The following is a 14,975-nucleotide window of genomic DNA, read 5'->3' on the forward strand; positions in this document are numbered from 1 at the left end:
TTCTATAGAATCGCAGCGTTTTTTGTTTTCATACCAACCCAATCAAACCCTTCTCGGTCTAGATAAGGTCATTACCGGCTGATTAACTGATTTCACTTAAATGCCGTATTGCTCGCGGTACTGGCTCACGGCGGCAAGTTGCACTTCCATTCCAGGCTTTTCTGATAAATAGCTAATGAGGTCGGCAAGTTTAATGATCGCCACTATGCCACAGCCAAAATCACGCTCAACCTCTTGAATAGCCGATAACTCGCCCTTGCCTTTCTCTTGTCTATCTAAGGCGATCAACACACCGGCTAATTGTGCCTTATGGGCTTCGATGATTTCCATCGACTCACGAATTGCCGTACCGGCAGTGATCACGTCGTCCACCAGCATCACGCGGCCTTTCAGCTCGCTTCCGACTAAGCTGCCACCTTCGCCGTGATCTTTTTTCTCTTTGCGGTTAAAGCAGTAAGGGATATCGATATCGTGGTGTTCACACAGGGCAACCGCCGTAGTGGTCGCAATCGGAATGCCTTTGTAAGCTGGGCCAAACAGCAAATCGTAATCAATGCCAGAATCCACCAACGCAGCGGCATAGAAACGGCCTAAACGCGCTAAGTCACGGCCAGTATTGAACAAACCCGCATTGAAGAAATAAGGACTGATACGACCCGATTTAAGGGTAAATTCGCCAAATCGCAACACCTGACGTTCTAAGGCAAATTCAATAAACTCACGTTGATAGGCTTTCACAATATCTCCTTACGGCTTTGTCTTTTATTGGTTTTTATTAGGTAATGTTTTATTAGGCAACATTTAATTCGGTACAGGGCTTGTCTAACACTAGCATCTTGCTGCAGATAAAAAGTTGCAGCTAATAAAAAGCCCCGCACTCTGTAACATGACGGGGCTTGCTCATCACCACACTATTAGTTCAGTGCGGCTTTCTGCACATCGACGATTTCACGAATACTGTTCTTCGCCAATGCCAACAGCTCGAGTAATTCTTCGTGACTGAACGGCTCGCCTTCGGCGGTGCCTTGAATTTCAATGATCTTGCCCGTTTCCGTCATCACCACGTTCATGTCAGTTTCAGCGGCGCTGTCTTCGATATATTCTAAATCGCTTATCGCTTCACCCTTATAAATACCGACGCTGACAGCAGCGATAAGGAATTTAAGCGGGTTAGATTTAATGATGCCTTTACCGCGTGCCCAGTTCAGCGCATCCACTAAGGCCACACAAGCGCCAGTGATAGAAGCAGTGCGCGTGCCACCGTCAGCTTGGATCACATCACAATCGATCACGATAGTGTTTTCGCCTAGGGCTTTCATATCCACACAAGCACGCAGAGCACGGCCGATAAGACGTTGAATTTCTTGCGTACGGCCAGATTGCTTACCGCGAGCGGCCTCACGATCCATACGGCTATGGGTAGAACGTGGCAACATGCCGTATTCCGCCGTCACCCAGCCTTGACCCTGACCTTTAAGGAAACGTGGCACACCTTCAGTAAAACTGGCGGTACAAAGCACTTTCGTTTCGCCAAATTCCACTAACACAGAACCTTCGGCATGGGCCGTAAACTGGCGAGTGATAGTGATGGGACGAGTTTGTGCTGGCGTTCTGTTACTTGGACGCATGCGAGATTCCTGTATTCTGAGTCATTGACCGATTTTGGCTGCATATTATAAGGGCTTGAGCCTTAGGATGCCATGCTTAGGGTGATTCTCTGGCAAACTCATCTAGGCAAAGTACCCATTAACTTGCAGTCTTATACTGTATGCCTTTAATCCTAAAGCCATTGACTCTATAATCGCCTCTCATTATGACGATTAAACCATTAGGACAACCCATGATCCAAAGCATGACAGCCTACGCTCGCATCGAGCACAAAGCACAATGGGGCACTGCCTCCTGGGAAATTCGCTCAGTCAATCAACGTTATCTCGAAACTTACCTACGTTTACCCGAGCAATTCCGCAGCTTCGAACCCGTACTGCGCGACCGCCTACGTAAACGCTTAAGCCGCGGCAAAGTTGAAGTCAATCTGCGCTACGAACTTGCAGACAACAGCAACAACGAGCTGCAATTGAATCAAGCGCTGGCCAAACAGCTATTGGGCGCCGCCAATTGGCTCAAGCAAGAAGCGGGACAAGGCGATGTCAATCTGACCGACATCCTGCGCTGGCCGGGCGTACTAGCGAGCGGTGAACAAGATATGGATGCCATCGGCGCCGATCTGATGACAGCCTTCGATTCAGCCATAGATCAATTCATCGAAGCCCGTGGCCGTGAAGGCGAAGCCATCAAAGACATGCTGCTAAGCCGCTTAGATGGCGTGAGCGAGCAAATCGCCGTCGTACGTGAGCACATGCCTACTGTGATGCTATATCAACGCGAAAAGCTCACCAACCGCCTTGCGGAAATCAAAGGTGAACTCGACCCAGCCCGCATCGAGCAAGAAATGGTGCTACTGGCACAGAAACAAGATGTAGCTGAAGAAATGGATCGCCTCGAAGCCCATGTGGCCGAAGCCCGCCGCATCCTCAAAAAAGGCGGCAGCGAAGGTCGCCGTTTAGATTTTATGATGCAAGAATTTAACCGCGAATCGAACACGCTCGCCTCTAAATCCATCAGCACTGAGATCACCTCAGCCGCAGTGGAGCTTAAAGTCTTAATCGAGCAAATGCGTGAACAGATCCAAAACGTTGAGTAACGATATTTAACGCGTTTTAGATACCAAAAAGCCCTTAATCTAAGGGCTTTTTGTATTTTATGGCACTGAGAAAAAACCTGTTAAAAGTGCTTTTGAAATGCTCAAAATCGGACGCTATACAGTGCTTTAATACACAAGGATTTGTAATGGAACTAAATACCATACCTACGATTGAATCGCTTTTAGAGCAAAATGCCATCCACTTTACCGGCAATCCTGAATGGACTTACCGTTTTACTGATTTAGTCACCCCTAACAATGTCGAGTCACTTTTTTGCTATGGTGGACCGCATACCCCGAGATTCAAACCTTTTGGCTTATTGGACTCTGTAGAGCTATGTGCGAATACGCCACTCATCTAGTTGGAGACTGAAAAAAATGATTTTTAACACCAGAGCTCAAACAGTATCAATCAGTGAAGAAAATCCATACATTGCAAAAAAATGAAGAATATTGGCCACATGTTTAATAGCGATACATGCCATACCTGTGCATCCAACTTATATGGTGTCGTGTATTAATTTAATACCTAGTCCAAGCCACAGTGTTTGCCTCAACAAGATGAAAATGGGTACAGAAAATTAGCATAATTAAGTTGTGGCTGATGTCGATTCAGTCGACATGTATTGCAAACATGTTTACAAAGCAGCAATTAATCGACACATACAACTGATTTAAAACTGGAGTAAAAATTGAAACGGCTTGAGTCGATACGATTAATGTCACCTAACCATTACCGTTTCTAAGATATGCGCTTAATTCTGTCAGTTAAACCGTTCAATATTGAATCCTGTATGTGTAGTGGAAAATCATCTGGCAGCTGCGCTTTAACCTTAACAACCACAGCCTCTACCTTGTCAGCAATGTCGCGCATCATCTCCATCATAATCCCAGTATCAAAGCCCACAGCTTTAGCTGTTAGGATAAAGTGCCGTGGAAAAATTTGATTGATTTGATACTTCTTACCCTTAGCCGCTTTGAGGCCCATAGCGAGCTTGGCATCACGAATATTTAGACCTTTGCCACCAATGACGGGGTACATAGATAAAATATCGTAAAAAGGCGTTAGTCGATATCCGCCATCGGCCTCGATGAAGAGTGAGAAGTTTTTAGCATGTCCATCGGTTGCGGCTAAAAGCCAAAACAAAACCTGAGACTTGATGAAGTTATATCTGTCGCGCTCCGAGTTCATCGAACCCAATAGATAAGGCATAATTTGTTCAATACCCGGGCCACCATGGCTCTCATATTTCTTCGCTGGTGGAATATTTAATGCCTGACAAAAGTCTTCTTGGGGCAGCCGCATAATCCATGTGCCATCTGAAGAGAGCCTGCGATCGAATCGCTCCACAGCAAGCGCTTTAATATCACCCACTTTGATTATTGAGCACTGGGGTGCATCTAAACCAAACTCTCTGACTATCATCATGCACAGGTATTCATTCTCGACACTGTCAGACATATCTATGCTGTGGGAGTGGCTGTTTATTTCGCCTATGGGCAGCTTAATGATATGGGTAGTGGGTGTCGATTTGATAGGTAATCGCCACTCTCCATTGAGTTTCAGTAATGCCGTCTTTTCTTGGGCACCGGCAATAGAAATCCTAAAGTCATCGTCATCGGCTAGCATCCCTAAGGGGATATTAGACTGATAACCCTTGAGTACTTTTTCCAACTGCGTATCGGATAGCGGTTTAGACTCAATCTTTTTTATATCAAAGGGGAGCTGACCATGGGGGACAAGCTGTAATGCACCCACACTGTCTTGACCAATTTTAACCAGTAGGTCAAACGCTTGTGTCGAATCAGCATTATGACGAGCAACGACTCTGTTTCTCACTTCGTGATTATCAGGTAGCAAATTATCGAAGAAGTTATAAACTTCATCACCTTTATAGGCTTGCTTGCGTAGCGGCATAGACAAAGAAATTGGGCGACTACCGGGTATCGCTAGCCACTGCTGGGCATACGCAAACTGATGAGAACCTGTGGATGATTTGGTCAATTCACCCACAAGGTAGCCATTCATATAAACATCAAGCACTGCCATTACCACTCCTCCTTCCATTCTTGCTCAGGCACTGTGGCGTTATCATGGCGGCGCTCATCAACCAGCTGTGGATTCCGAACCTTTATATCTAGATCTAGGTTTAATGCAGAAAGGATCTTAAACAGCGTTTCTAATTTGGTCGAATCCGGGTTCAACTCAAAGCTTGAAACGGTATCCTGGCGAATACCTACCTTGCTCGCCACCTTGCTTTGCGAGAGCTGCGCGTTCAGCCGCGCATCTTTTAGATACGTACTCAACTGCTTTGCGTTGGTCACCTTCATGATCGCTTTACCTTTAAACTGTTCTTAACTCTTACTGTACACGCTAAAGCAGGTAAATCAAGATTTACACGCTAAAACCGTTAAAAACACATTCACACGCTATAGGCGTTAAATATAGTTCAACCCGCTATAGCGGGTAGCCTGATCATAAAAGACAAAAGAAATGGGGGGAGTCATTGCCAAGGAGTGCTAAATTTAATTGAATCGCAGAACCGACACAACTAACCACTTAACAATTAACAATTAACAATTAACAATTAACAATTAACAATTAACAATTAACAATTAACAATTAACAATTAACAATTAACAATTAGCAATTAGCAATTAGCAATTAGCAATTAGCAATTAGCAATTAGCAATTAGCAATTAGCAATTAACAATTAACAATTAACAATTAACAATTAACAATTAACAATTAACACTTAACACTTAACACTTAACAAAGTGGGACTAAAGTGGTGACTAAAATCACTTGAAAATAAAGAATTTAGATTCAAGTATATGATTTATATTGGAAAATAAAAACAACCAACATTCAGTTCCAAATGTCGAATAGTGTGTTGTCGTGTTTAACTGCAATCTAATAAATAAAACCCTGATTTATCAGGGTTTTTATTTGGGTAACTCAATCTAATTCACTTTTAATAAAGCAAAACACATCACTCGTTCACAGCGCCATAGCTATGTGAATTGAAAAAACTAAATCAAAGCGATAGCACAATTTTCTGTAGTGGCTCTAACCGCTTAATCAGTGCTTTACGCTGTTTATTATTGCTAATAAAAACATCAAAATTTTGTTTAAACTCGCTGGAAGATTGTTTTAGTTGATAAGCATCAAACAACACTTGCAAGGTACGGCTGGCATTATCATAGCCACTGGCACACCCACGAGCCGCCTCCTCAAAAGCACTATCCCAATGGCTTTGATGCGCTTTATAAACCGCTTCAAGATGTTCATTACGCAATAACGTCTCACGGGCAAGACGCTCGGCCTCAGCCATGCGATCTTCTTGCATCACTTCTTTTTCTGCTACGTGCCAGAAGGGATGCAACGATGCAACTGTTACCCTGTGGGAGTACTCTATTGGTGTTTCTTGCGTTCTGAGGAGCGCATACGCATCCGCCGCAAATAGTTTCCCTTCATCAAATAAGCGACAAAGCAACGCGTCCTTCTCGGCATCCGTTAGCTTAGCCACCTGCTGCTGTGCCGTTAATACTGTGGTTTGAGGAGCATGTGCAGGCATTGACTGCAGCAAAAGATGTAAAGCACGTATCGATGGTAAAGGGATGTTAAAGAGTGTGGTAAATGCCAATTGCGCCTGGGTTAACTGGTGAAAATCAAAGGCTATAAGCGGCAAGGGCTCTAATCCCATATCATCGTTGGCTTGGCTTAACCAATGAAAATACAAGACGCGATAATCCCCCGCCAATAACTCCGTCCTTAGCGCCGCCAAATCAAATATAAAGGCTTCCGCATCTTCATCGTCACGGTAGTTATCGTCTTCCTCTAAAGAAAATATCAGTAATTGGTTCTGTTCATTTTCGACAAGAGACACATAATACTCAACATTTATTGCCTTGAAATCACTGGGGATTGTACCTGCTGGCAATTTAAGATACGCATTCACTTGCCCCCAATTGGTGTAATAAAAGCCAATATCAAAAAAATCCATCATCAAGGCTTCTGGATCGGCACTTAAATCACCGTAATGATATTGAACACAAAAGGAGTGGCTAGTGATCTCTGCTCGGCTAGAAATATTCCTTAATCTATTCCGCTGCGGGACCGACAAGCTACTGTTAACACATTCGAATCGATAATACTGATATTCACTCATAGCTAACTCACATTGATTTTCTAGCGCTGTCTTAATGCAGCAGGCCAAACGAACAGATATAGGTATAACTAAATTTTAACTAGGCGACTCAGAAAGCTGAAGACAACTTTTGTGCTTGTTGTTCAGCCTGACTACACTCATAAACAATCCTGAATATGTCACTCGGTTGAGGTTAAAATTGGCAGCGGCTAAAATCCCTCTCTTTTATGACGATAGAGAACATGCAGAAAAAATCATCTATGAGCTGTCACTGCACGAAGATCTCTCACTCATCAAAAAACGCCTAAAATTGGGTGATTATCAACTCAATGGTTGGCTGATTGAACGTAAAACGTTGCCCGATTTCGTGCAATCATTATGCGATGGGCGCCTATTCTCACAGGTGGCCAGATTAGCCCAGAGCCCAAATCATACCGCCCTGCTTATCGAAGGTTATACACAAGATATCGCATGTTACCAGATACGCAGAGAAGCGTTAATCGGGGCGCTGTGCTCGATTTCAATCAATTTCCACATCCCAATACTGCGCAGTTTATCGCAAACTGAAACAGCCAAAATTCTGTATTTTTGCGCCACTCAGTTAAACCGTAGAGAACATGAATTAACCCTCACGGGACGTAAGCCCAAACGCAAGAAAAATCAGCAATTATTCATCTTGCAAAGCCTACCCGAGGTAGGCCCTAAACTCGCCAATAAACTTTTATGCCATTTCGCCAGTGTCGAGGCAGTCGTAACAGCATCTGAAGAGGCATTGATGCAAGTGGGTGGTATAGGTAAAAATAAAGCAAGTAAGATCCGTGAAGTGCTGACTCGCTAAGTGACTTCACAGCATAAGCTGAGTGCCTGTTGACTTACCCGAACAATAAACTATATAGCTCTTGGTGCGAGCTCACTTGATAGTGCGGGGTGATACCGGTAGGTACATCATGGCCGTGGACGTTATACCAGCATGTATGAATACCGGCATTGATGCCGCCTTGGATATCTGAATGCGGGTTATCACCGACCATCAACACAGTATCGCGCTCAGGATGACCCATGAGTTCGAAGGCGTGCTCGAAGATACCCACATCAGGTTTGGCGATACCGACTTTTTCTGAAATCACTAAAATATCAAAATGATGCTGCAAGCCTGTACGCTCTAATCGCACGGTTTGTAGTTCAGTGAAACCGTTGGTGATGATGCCCAATTTAGCTTTACCTTGCAGCGCGGCTAATAACTCGCGAGCACCGGGTAGCGGCGAACAAATTTCGGCCATTGCTGATAAAAAGGCACTATTGAGCGTCATGGCCGTGACAGATAATTTGGCTGCCCAAGGCTCGAAACGTATGGTCTGCAACTCGGCGGCAGTTATCTTGCCATCTTGATAATCGACCCAAAGCGGTTTGTTAACTAACTGATACTCGTCAAAATCGGCTTGGGTAAAATCGACCCCAAACTCACTAAACATCAACTTAAGCCCTTTTAAAGCATCGAAATAAAATAGGGTTTCATCGGCATCGAACAAAATCCATTGGTAAGGCAAGGACATAGGAACTCTCTTTCTGACAAAATAGCTAAGACCCATCCCCATGCCGTTCAGTGGCATTGAGAATGGTACATCGGCGATTGCGGCAATGCTGTGGCTAGCTGCCTAGCAGTAATCAAGATAAGCGATAAACATGAGCGATGAGCCCGAAAATAACTAGGCTTCACTGTCGACACCCGCAATCAGCAAGTGCATTAGTCTACCTTGCATCAAGGGCAATGATAACCACGATAATAAAAACTGACTGTTGAGGTATCATCAACAATAATGGCAGGGGATTGCGATAACATAAGGACACCATGGAGTACTTTTCGGCACTACCTATCTTTGTCACTGTAGTGGAATGCGGTAGCTTTTCGCAGGCAAGTCAAAAGCTTGGGCTGAGTAAATCGGCAGTGAGTAAACGCATTACCCTATTAGAACAAAGTCTGGGTATTCAACTCTTGCACCGTACCACTCGCAGCTTGAGTCTTACCGAGGCGGGCACCCGCTACTTCGACTACGTTCGCCCTGCAGTTAAACTCGCAGCAGACGGATTGGACGCTATTTCCGAGCTACAACAAGCGCCTCAGGGCAGTCTGCGCATCGCTGTCCCTATGGTATTTGGCCGCTTGCATATCGCCCCTTTAATCCCCGAGTTTCTGCGCCGTTACCCGAAAATACAGCTGCAAATGCAGATGGATGATAAGACCACCGATTTAATTGCTGGCGGATTCGATCTGGCGATTCGCATCGGCGAGCTACCAGATTCCAGCCTGATTGCCCGTAAAATTGCCCCTTGTTTAAGTGTGATTTGCGCCTCACCCGAATATCTTGCTCGCCACGCTGCACCACAAACGCCACAGCAACTTAGCCAACATAACTGCTTGTTCTACTCATATTTTCGTGATGGTGTTGAATGGACCTTCTTAAGCCCGCAGGGCCCCACTCGCATCCAGCCGAACGGTAACTATCAAGTCAACAATAGTGATGCCATCCACCAAGCCACACTCGATGGTGTAGGCATAGCCAACCTGCCCCGCTTCATGGTCGACGCCGACTTACAAGCAGGCCGCCTACAAGCCTTGCTCACAGACAATCCCCTCCCAGAACATGGTATCTACGCGGTTTACCCGCAGCGAAAATATTTGCCGACTAAGGTGAGTGTATTGATTGAGTTTTTGATGGGGAAGCTGGCGAGTGGCAAGTTAGGGTAAATTTTCACTTGTCAGTAATGAGGAAGGACAACTCTCTTTTCCCCCCTATGAAAAATAAACAATAGACCATCAGACTGACTCTCTCGAGCGGCAGATAGCGAATCATTTGAACAATCAGATTTATGTTTTTAATCAATACTACACTTGCATTTTTAGCCCCTATTTATACGCTATAACGTATATAAACAAATTATACGCTGCAACGTCTTAAACATTGACTATACGCTATAGCGTGTTAATTTATGTTTATACTTTAAAGCGTATTGGGAAATAATGGGAATTCAAGATGAAGATCACCACAACCAAACAGCTTAGCGCTTATATACAAGATGTTCGCCAATCACAGGGACTCTCCCAGGCTAAAATTGGTGAGAAAATTGGCTTACGCCAAGGCACTATTTCCAACTTCGAACAGAATCCCGACAGCACTAAACTTGATACATTTTTCAAACTCTTATCAGCCCTCGAACTCGAAATAGAACTCAAACCTCGCAACGCGAGTGACAGTGATACAGGCCCATCTAACAATAAGCAATGGGCTCAGGAGTGGTAATGGCAGCACTTGACGTTTATATGAATGGCTTTCTAGTTGGTACTTTCTCTAAAGAAGATACTGGCGCTCACAGACTATCCGCAACGAAAATACCTCCCAACCAAAGTGACAGTATTGATTGAATTTTTGATTGAGTTCTTAGCAAAGAGATAAAGCAATTATTAGATAGGGTTAAGGATAAATACGGCTTTACATAATGGTTATAACGAACATAACCACACAGCCAAAACAGACTAATGAAAACACATTTAAACCAGATAAAACAGTTCGTTAAGCAAATACTTTAACTATACTTAACATCACTTAATGCGATGATTAAAGGCAGAAATATGAGTGCTTACCATCAAACATTTGGCTATGAATTTGATCTTGGCTTCGACCTAAGCTTATACCAATTTCTCATTGATAAAAGCTACCAAAATGACATGTGCCCCAGCTTTTATTTCAAACGAAAAAGCGACTACTTTATTCTTTGGGTAGACTATGCCGACCCCATTTGTCGCGAAGAAGATTATCCCCGCTACACCATCATTTCGGCCGTAAATGACGGCGACAACATACACCCAGAAATTCGTACCGCTTCTCAGCCAACACTACAGCTTGAATTTGAACAACCCAGTGAACTGATTGATTATCTAGAGCAGATAAAACAGCAACTGAGCGCCAAGGTCGTTTCAATACGGTAACCATGATATTAAACCGTAGCGATAATGCGGCGATGCACCCAAAGCTGAAAAACCAAGCTTGAAACTAATTAGCCGCCAGTAACAGTGCTACGCAACTGGCCCAGCACACAGACACGCCGTGAACCCATCCATGGGGGCTCCACCGCGCTGTCCCTAGCGCGGAGGGTCTGCTTAGCGGACCCCAGTTGCAGCCGCGCAACCATTCGAAACAGTGACTTAGTTTGCAGCATCTCGCATTGATTACCTAATAGCCCAAACGACATAAATGCCCGACTAACAAAAGAAAACTGTTTGATGTGACTCATAGTCCGTGGAACATAAAACAGCGATGACTGAAAATATAAGCCCACCAATACACTAGGTTTACATCATGGAATACCAATCCGTTAGCCAGTTTGAAGAGGCTTATTTTGTATCTTATGAAAAAGAATGGTGTGGATACGTGATCTACATCGAACGAAATCCAGATCGGTTCAGGGGAGGCTTTGAATGGTCCGTATGCTTTGATAATGAAGAAATTCAATCAGGGCTAGCGTTTCATTTTGATTTTGCACTGGCAGAAGCACAACAATTTATTAGTTTTAGGGCGAAAGAGGATTAATTACTTATGGATGGATTATTCGTTACCAATTGATATAAGAGTTAAATTTAAAAATGAGAGCAAACAGTGATACATAAAATGAGTCACTTAACCTACATTGTCTCCCCAGTGACACGCCGTTCATACCTCCATGTAGGCTCGACTAAAACCTCCCTGTTTTAGACGGTCACGGGTGCAACAATGTCGATTCTATTATGGCCTCTGCTCTATCAGGTTTCTGTACTTATAGCCCCAAAAGCGTTTTTGAAAAAAAAACGCTCTAGATTCTAAGTATGTGTCGTTACTTTGTACGATTTGAACATTAAGTTAGTCATTAACTTTTATCACAATTACAAACTCCTCAATCACCAACTAAAAGCTAGCGGAATAGTGCTTGCCATGTATAATTTGCGGTTCGAAATTTGCGTTTGGACTGATAATTAATGAAAGCGATAGATCTATTTTCGGGTGCTGGCGGCTTATCTCTTGCCGCACATCAATGTGGCATTGATGTCATCGCAGCTATCGAACTAGATACAGCCGCTACCGTTACGTATCAACGTAACCTCATTGAACGCCTAAAAGCGCCAACTAAGCTAATTAATGGCGATATTAATGCTGTCGACTTGCCCGCCTTAATGAAAGAGTTAAAGCTCAAAGCAGGAAAATTGGACTTGCTCCTTGGCGGCCCACCATGTCAAGGCTTCTCAACTCATAGGATTAACGGTGCAGGTATTAATGATCCCCGAAATCAGCTTCTGTTAAAGTATTTTGATTTTGTTGATGGTTTACGCCCAAAAGCGTTCTTGATTGAAAACGTGGCGGGACTTTTATGGAAACGCCATGAAAACTATCTCAATCAGCTTCTAGCTCTCGCTGAAACTCACGGTTATACCATTCACTTTTGCGACATTCTCAATGCCAAAGACTATGGCACACCACAAAACCGTAAACGTGTTTTTATTTTTGGTACACGTAAAGACCTGAATATTGATGGTTCAAACTTTCCGCCAACGGCGACACACTTCTCACCTGCTAGCAATAAATCACCTTACTGGAAAACAGCCTCAACAGTATTTGAAAAAATACCGGCAGACCTTATTGAGCAATATATCGAAGAGTATTTTCGATCAAAAACTAAACTTGCAGATGATGAAGCAAGAGATCTCCTACTTAACCTAGAATATGGTGAAGCCGTAAAAGAGGATGATCCTTGTAACATCACAATGCGGCCAACACCCAAAATGATTAGGCAATTTGAAGCCACACCTTTAAATGGAAGCCGCGAAGACGCTGGCGAAGAATTTAGGCTGCCCTGCCATTCAAATGGATATAAAGGTCATAAAGACGTATATGGCCGAGTAATGATCCACTTACCAAGTAATACCATCACTACAGGATGTAACAACCCCTCTAAAGGCCGTTTTGTTCACCCTTGGAAAAACCAAGGTATGACATTACGTCATGCCGCTCGATTACAAACTTTCCCTGATAGCTTTAATTTTTTGGGCACTTCGACTCAACAAGGTAAACAGATAGGTAATGCAGTTCCTGTTAAATTAGGAAAAGTGTTAATAAACACAATCAAGAAAATCATCAAATCGTAGTATAGAATATTTTTATTCTCAAAAAAAATAAACTTTTATATTAACAATGGAAAATCTATCAAACTAAATATTACTGAACCATAATAAATAGTCATCTGTCTAAATAGCTATTCCAAATAATAAGTCACTGTAATCACTCTGCCTCGCCCAAAATAACTAAATGCCAATTGCATTCTAAATCCATTTAAATCTTGTTATCGGAAAGCTCGACGCTACTGTAACACCGGCATGATGTAGTGCAATTAGAGGCTCCTATTTAGAGGAAAACCATATTATCAATTATTATAACAGGGCAAAAATTACACATATGCATTGAAGAACTAAAAATTTCATACATTATATTCAAAGTTCTGCTTAAATTTCTTCAGTTACAACCTATAATATATGCCCACTCAATCCGTGGGCATGAGCTATAAATGTATACTATCACGCGAAATAAAAATCTCACTTATAGTTTTAAACCAAAATCTTAACTGTGCATTTTTTCAACACTTAAAATACTTGAAAGCAGCTCTTTAAAACTTCCCCATAATGGATGTTGTTTATTTCTTTTCTGCAAGAAAGCAATCTGCAAAGCAAATATAGCTTTAGCATCTGCATTAGCCTCACCTAGATTTGAAATTACCGCATCTCTAAATCTTTCTTTATATGTCCCTATCGTAAAATCTTCTTTAATTGCATCAATATTTGTAGGTCTATCACCTACAGCCATTTCCCAAATAAACTCTTCAGGCGTATCTACATTCATAAATCTAAATCTTCCATGATACAAGTCCAGTATTTTTAGTTTGAATTCTATTTTTTGTTCTGTATTACTTGCATTGCCGCCATTCAAAGGAAGTTTAATTTCACACCCCAAACCTTTAATTTGTTTTTGCAGTATATCATCTAAATCTGGATGTGAAGACTCGGGTATATCTTGACTATATAACTTAACAGCAAGTTCACCTAAATTAAGCTCTTCACTATATTTTTCCCTATCAGTCTCATTTATAGATGAAAGCATATCTCCATCTAACAACACGATATCATCATTAAAATCATCATCTATTAAAAATTGGACAAGCAAGTTATTAATAATTGTTGGTGCCCCGCCAGGATAAGGTATAACACAATAAGTATTAAGTAACTCTGGATCAATCTCTTTTATAGCCTCTTCAACCAAAGCCTTAGCCAGCTCATCTTCAACATATAATTTTTTATTGCCATATGATTTTGAGCCTAACCTAATAAATGCCTGCTGTGGAGAACATTCATTTAGGATTGAATACCTTCCATCTACATTGTTATATTGAAAAAGTTTTATAGCATTATTTGGAAGGCCATAAACGAAATACTCAGAATGGGTAGATAAAACAATTTGGTGACCATTCTTTCTAATTTCATCTAGAAGTAAATTCCTAAGTTCAATTTGTGCTCCTGGATGTAAAGAAACTTCAGGCTCATCTAACAAAATCAAGGAGTCTTTATTAGCTCTGAGCACTTTAACAGCGCAATTGACTACAGATACTTCACCACTACCTGCCACGGCTTCAGTATAGCGTTCATCTGAATTAGTAAAAATAATAGAATAACCATCATTGTTATATAAATCATGCGTAACAATTTTTGCTAAAATATATGATTTACCAAGAATCCTATTTACCCAGTACAATTCATTTTCATTAAGATTTACAACTGATTTAGTTGTGCGACAGTGCCAGGTTATGGGGAAATTAGTGTTATCATCAATATGTTGGCGAAGCGCTTTTGAACGATGCCTTATAAAATCTTGTTTTGATCTTATACTTTGCCTTTTTTTCAAATTTTCCAAAATAAAAGAATTTATCGAAAGAACTTAATTCTGCCCTAAAATCAATGTAGACCACATCTTTATTAATAGCGTTCCAGCGTGTATCACTTCTAATTTCAGCATGACAAGCTTTATACTCTGGCATGCTATTCATAC

General features: G+C 42.2%; 17 protein-coding genes. 9 read left to right on the plus strand and 8 right to left on the minus strand.

Annotated elements, in window-relative coordinates:
- Positions 1–96: 96 nt before the first annotated feature.
- Complete coding sequence (gene pyrE / locus FW758_RS15650) at positions 97–738, minus strand: orotate phosphoribosyltransferase (RefSeq protein ID WP_006079863.1); 642 nt, start codon at positions 736–738, stop codon at positions 97–99.
- A gap of 176 nt (positions 739–914) precedes the next feature.
- The gene (rph, locus tag FW758_RS15655; protein ID WP_006079862.1) at positions 915–1,628 is read right to left on the minus strand and encodes a ribonuclease PH; all 714 of its coding nucleotides are present in this window, start codon (positions 1,626–1,628) and stop codon (positions 915–917) included.
- Positions 1,629–1,840: 212 nt separating this feature from the next.
- Between rph and FW758_RS15660 the strand changes: the two genes are divergently transcribed.
- Entirely contained in the window at positions 1,841–2,704 is an 864-nt protein-coding gene (locus FW758_RS15660) for a YicC/YloC family endoribonuclease (protein ID WP_006079861.1), read from the plus strand.
- A 146-nt stretch (positions 2,705–2,850) separates the two neighbouring features.
- A complete protein-coding gene (locus tag FW758_RS15665) occupies positions 2,851–3,066 on the plus strand; it encodes a hypothetical protein (RefSeq protein ID WP_432334591.1) in 216 nt (71 codons plus the stop codon).
- Between the two features lie 380 nt (positions 3,067–3,446).
- On the opposite strand, the gene FW758_RS15670 is transcribed toward FW758_RS15665, so the two are convergent.
- From FW758_RS15670 to FW758_RS15680, 3 genes are all read right to left on the minus strand, one after another.
- Positions 3,447–4,754 (minus strand): type II toxin-antitoxin system HipA family toxin, encoded by a 1,308-nt coding sequence (locus tag FW758_RS15670; RefSeq protein ID WP_446445858.1) that lies wholly within the window; start codon positions 4,752–4,754, stop codon positions 3,447–3,449.
- Entirely contained in the window at positions 4,754–5,035 is a 282-nt protein-coding gene (locus FW758_RS15675; protein WP_446445859.1) for a helix-turn-helix domain-containing protein, read from the minus strand. The genes FW758_RS15670 and FW758_RS15675 overlap by 1 nt, the downstream gene beginning before the upstream one ends.
- Before the next feature lie 707 nt (positions 5,036–5,742).
- On the minus strand, positions 5,743–6,876 hold the full coding sequence (locus FW758_RS15680; RefSeq protein WP_446445860.1) for a hypothetical protein: 1,134 nt from the start codon (positions 6,874–6,876) through the stop codon (positions 5,743–5,745).
- A gap of 178 nt (positions 6,877–7,054) precedes the next feature.
- On the opposite strand from FW758_RS15680, the gene FW758_RS15685 reads away from it, so the two are divergent.
- Positions 7,055–7,693, plus strand: a complete 639-nt coding sequence (locus FW758_RS15685) for an ERCC4 domain-containing protein (RefSeq protein ID WP_006079856.1) — start codon at positions 7,055–7,057, stop codon at positions 7,691–7,693.
- Between the two features lie 34 nt (positions 7,694–7,727).
- Here FW758_RS15685 and yjjG read toward each other — a convergent pair whose 3' ends face one another.
- A complete protein-coding gene (gene yjjG, locus FW758_RS15690; RefSeq protein ID WP_446445861.1) occupies positions 7,728–8,408 on the minus strand; it encodes a pyrimidine 5'-nucleotidase in 681 nt (226 codons plus the stop codon).
- Positions 8,409–8,704: 296 nt separating this feature from the next.
- Between yjjG and FW758_RS15695 the strand changes: the two genes are divergently transcribed.
- From FW758_RS15695 to FW758_RS15720, 6 genes are all read left to right on the plus strand, one after another.
- Positions 8,705–9,601, plus strand: a complete 897-nt coding sequence (locus tag FW758_RS15695) for a LysR family transcriptional regulator (RefSeq protein WP_446445862.1) — start codon at positions 8,705–8,707, stop codon at positions 9,599–9,601.
- Between the two features lie 286 nt (positions 9,602–9,887).
- Positions 9,888–10,154: a helix-turn-helix domain-containing protein gene (locus tag FW758_RS15700; RefSeq protein WP_168826547.1), complete on the plus strand. Its 267-nt coding sequence runs from the start codon at positions 9,888–9,890 to the stop codon at positions 10,152–10,154.
- The gene (locus tag FW758_RS15705; RefSeq protein WP_263164420.1) at positions 10,154–10,276 is read left to right on the plus strand and encodes a hypothetical protein; all 123 of its coding nucleotides are present in this window, start codon (positions 10,154–10,156) and stop codon (positions 10,274–10,276) included. The genes FW758_RS15700 and FW758_RS15705 overlap by 1 nt, the downstream gene beginning before the upstream one ends.
- A 207-nt stretch (positions 10,277–10,483) precedes the next feature.
- Positions 10,484–10,840, plus strand: coding sequence for a hypothetical protein (locus FW758_RS15710; protein ID WP_446445863.1), 357 nt, complete (start codon positions 10,484–10,486; stop codon positions 10,838–10,840).
- Between the two features lie 370 nt (positions 10,841–11,210).
- Positions 11,211–11,441 carry a hypothetical protein gene (locus FW758_RS15715; protein WP_446445864.1) on the plus strand — a complete coding sequence of 77 codons (231 nt, stop codon included), beginning with the start codon at positions 11,211–11,213 and terminating at the stop codon, positions 11,439–11,441.
- Between the two features lie 422 nt (positions 11,442–11,863).
- Positions 11,864–13,027: a DNA cytosine methyltransferase gene (locus FW758_RS15720; RefSeq protein ID WP_446445865.1), complete on the plus strand. Its 1,164-nt coding sequence runs from the start codon at positions 11,864–11,866 to the stop codon at positions 13,025–13,027.
- Between the two features lie 469 nt (positions 13,028–13,496).
- Here the strand turns inward: FW758_RS15720 and FW758_RS15725 are convergent, their stop codons facing one another.
- Both FW758_RS15725 and FW758_RS15730 read right to left on the minus strand, forming a co-directional pair.
- Positions 13,497–14,681 (minus strand): AAA family ATPase, encoded by a 1,185-nt coding sequence (locus FW758_RS15725; RefSeq protein ID WP_446445866.1) that lies wholly within the window; start codon positions 14,679–14,681, stop codon positions 13,497–13,499.
- Positions 14,682–14,754: 73 nt separating this feature from the next.
- Positions 14,755–14,975: hypothetical protein (locus FW758_RS15730; protein ID WP_446445867.1), on the minus strand; the 221-nt coding region annotated here is incomplete at its 5' end.

It is taken from the genome of Shewanella sp. 1180_01 (assembly GCF_052850535.1).

Coding starts and splice junctions, on each gene's coding strand:
- FW758_RS15695 (WP_446445862.1), top strand. CDS start 8,705: ATGGAGTACTTTTCGGCACTACCTATCTTTGTCACTGTAGTGGAATGC.
- FW758_RS15700 (WP_168826547.1), top strand. CDS start 9,888: ATGAAGATCACCACAACCAAACAGCTTAGCGCTTATATACAAGATGTT.
- rph (WP_006079862.1), bottom strand. CDS start 1,628: ATGCGTCCAAGTAACAGAACGCCAGCACAAACTCGTCCCATCACTATC.
- FW758_RS15710 (WP_446445863.1), top strand. CDS start 10,484: ATGAGTGCTTACCATCAAACATTTGGCTATGAATTTGATCTTGGCTTC.
- FW758_RS15670 (WP_446445858.1), bottom strand. CDS start 4,754: ATGGCAGTGCTTGATGTTTATATGAATGGCTACCTTGTGGGTGAATTG.
- yjjG (WP_446445861.1), bottom strand. CDS start 8,408: ATGTCCTTGCCTTACCAATGGATTTTGTTCGATGCCGATGAAACCCTA.
- FW758_RS15680 (WP_446445860.1), bottom strand. CDS start 6,876: ATGAGTGAATATCAGTATTATCGATTCGAATGTGTTAACAGTAGCTTG.
- FW758_RS15660 (WP_006079861.1), top strand. CDS start 1,841: ATGATCCAAAGCATGACAGCCTACGCTCGCATCGAGCACAAAGCACAA.
- FW758_RS15665 (WP_432334591.1), top strand. CDS start 2,851: ATGGAACTAAATACCATACCTACGATTGAATCGCTTTTAGAGCAAAAT.
- FW758_RS15715 (WP_446445864.1), top strand. CDS start 11,211: ATGGAATACCAATCCGTTAGCCAGTTTGAAGAGGCTTATTTTGTATCT.
- FW758_RS15675 (WP_446445859.1), bottom strand. CDS start 5,035: ATGAAGGTGACCAACGCAAAGCAGTTGAGTACGTATCTAAAAGATGCG.
- FW758_RS15705 (WP_263164420.1), top strand. CDS start 10,154: ATGGCAGCACTTGACGTTTATATGAATGGCTTTCTAGTTGGTACTTTC.
- FW758_RS15720 (WP_446445865.1), top strand. CDS start 11,864: ATGAAAGCGATAGATCTATTTTCGGGTGCTGGCGGCTTATCTCTTGCC.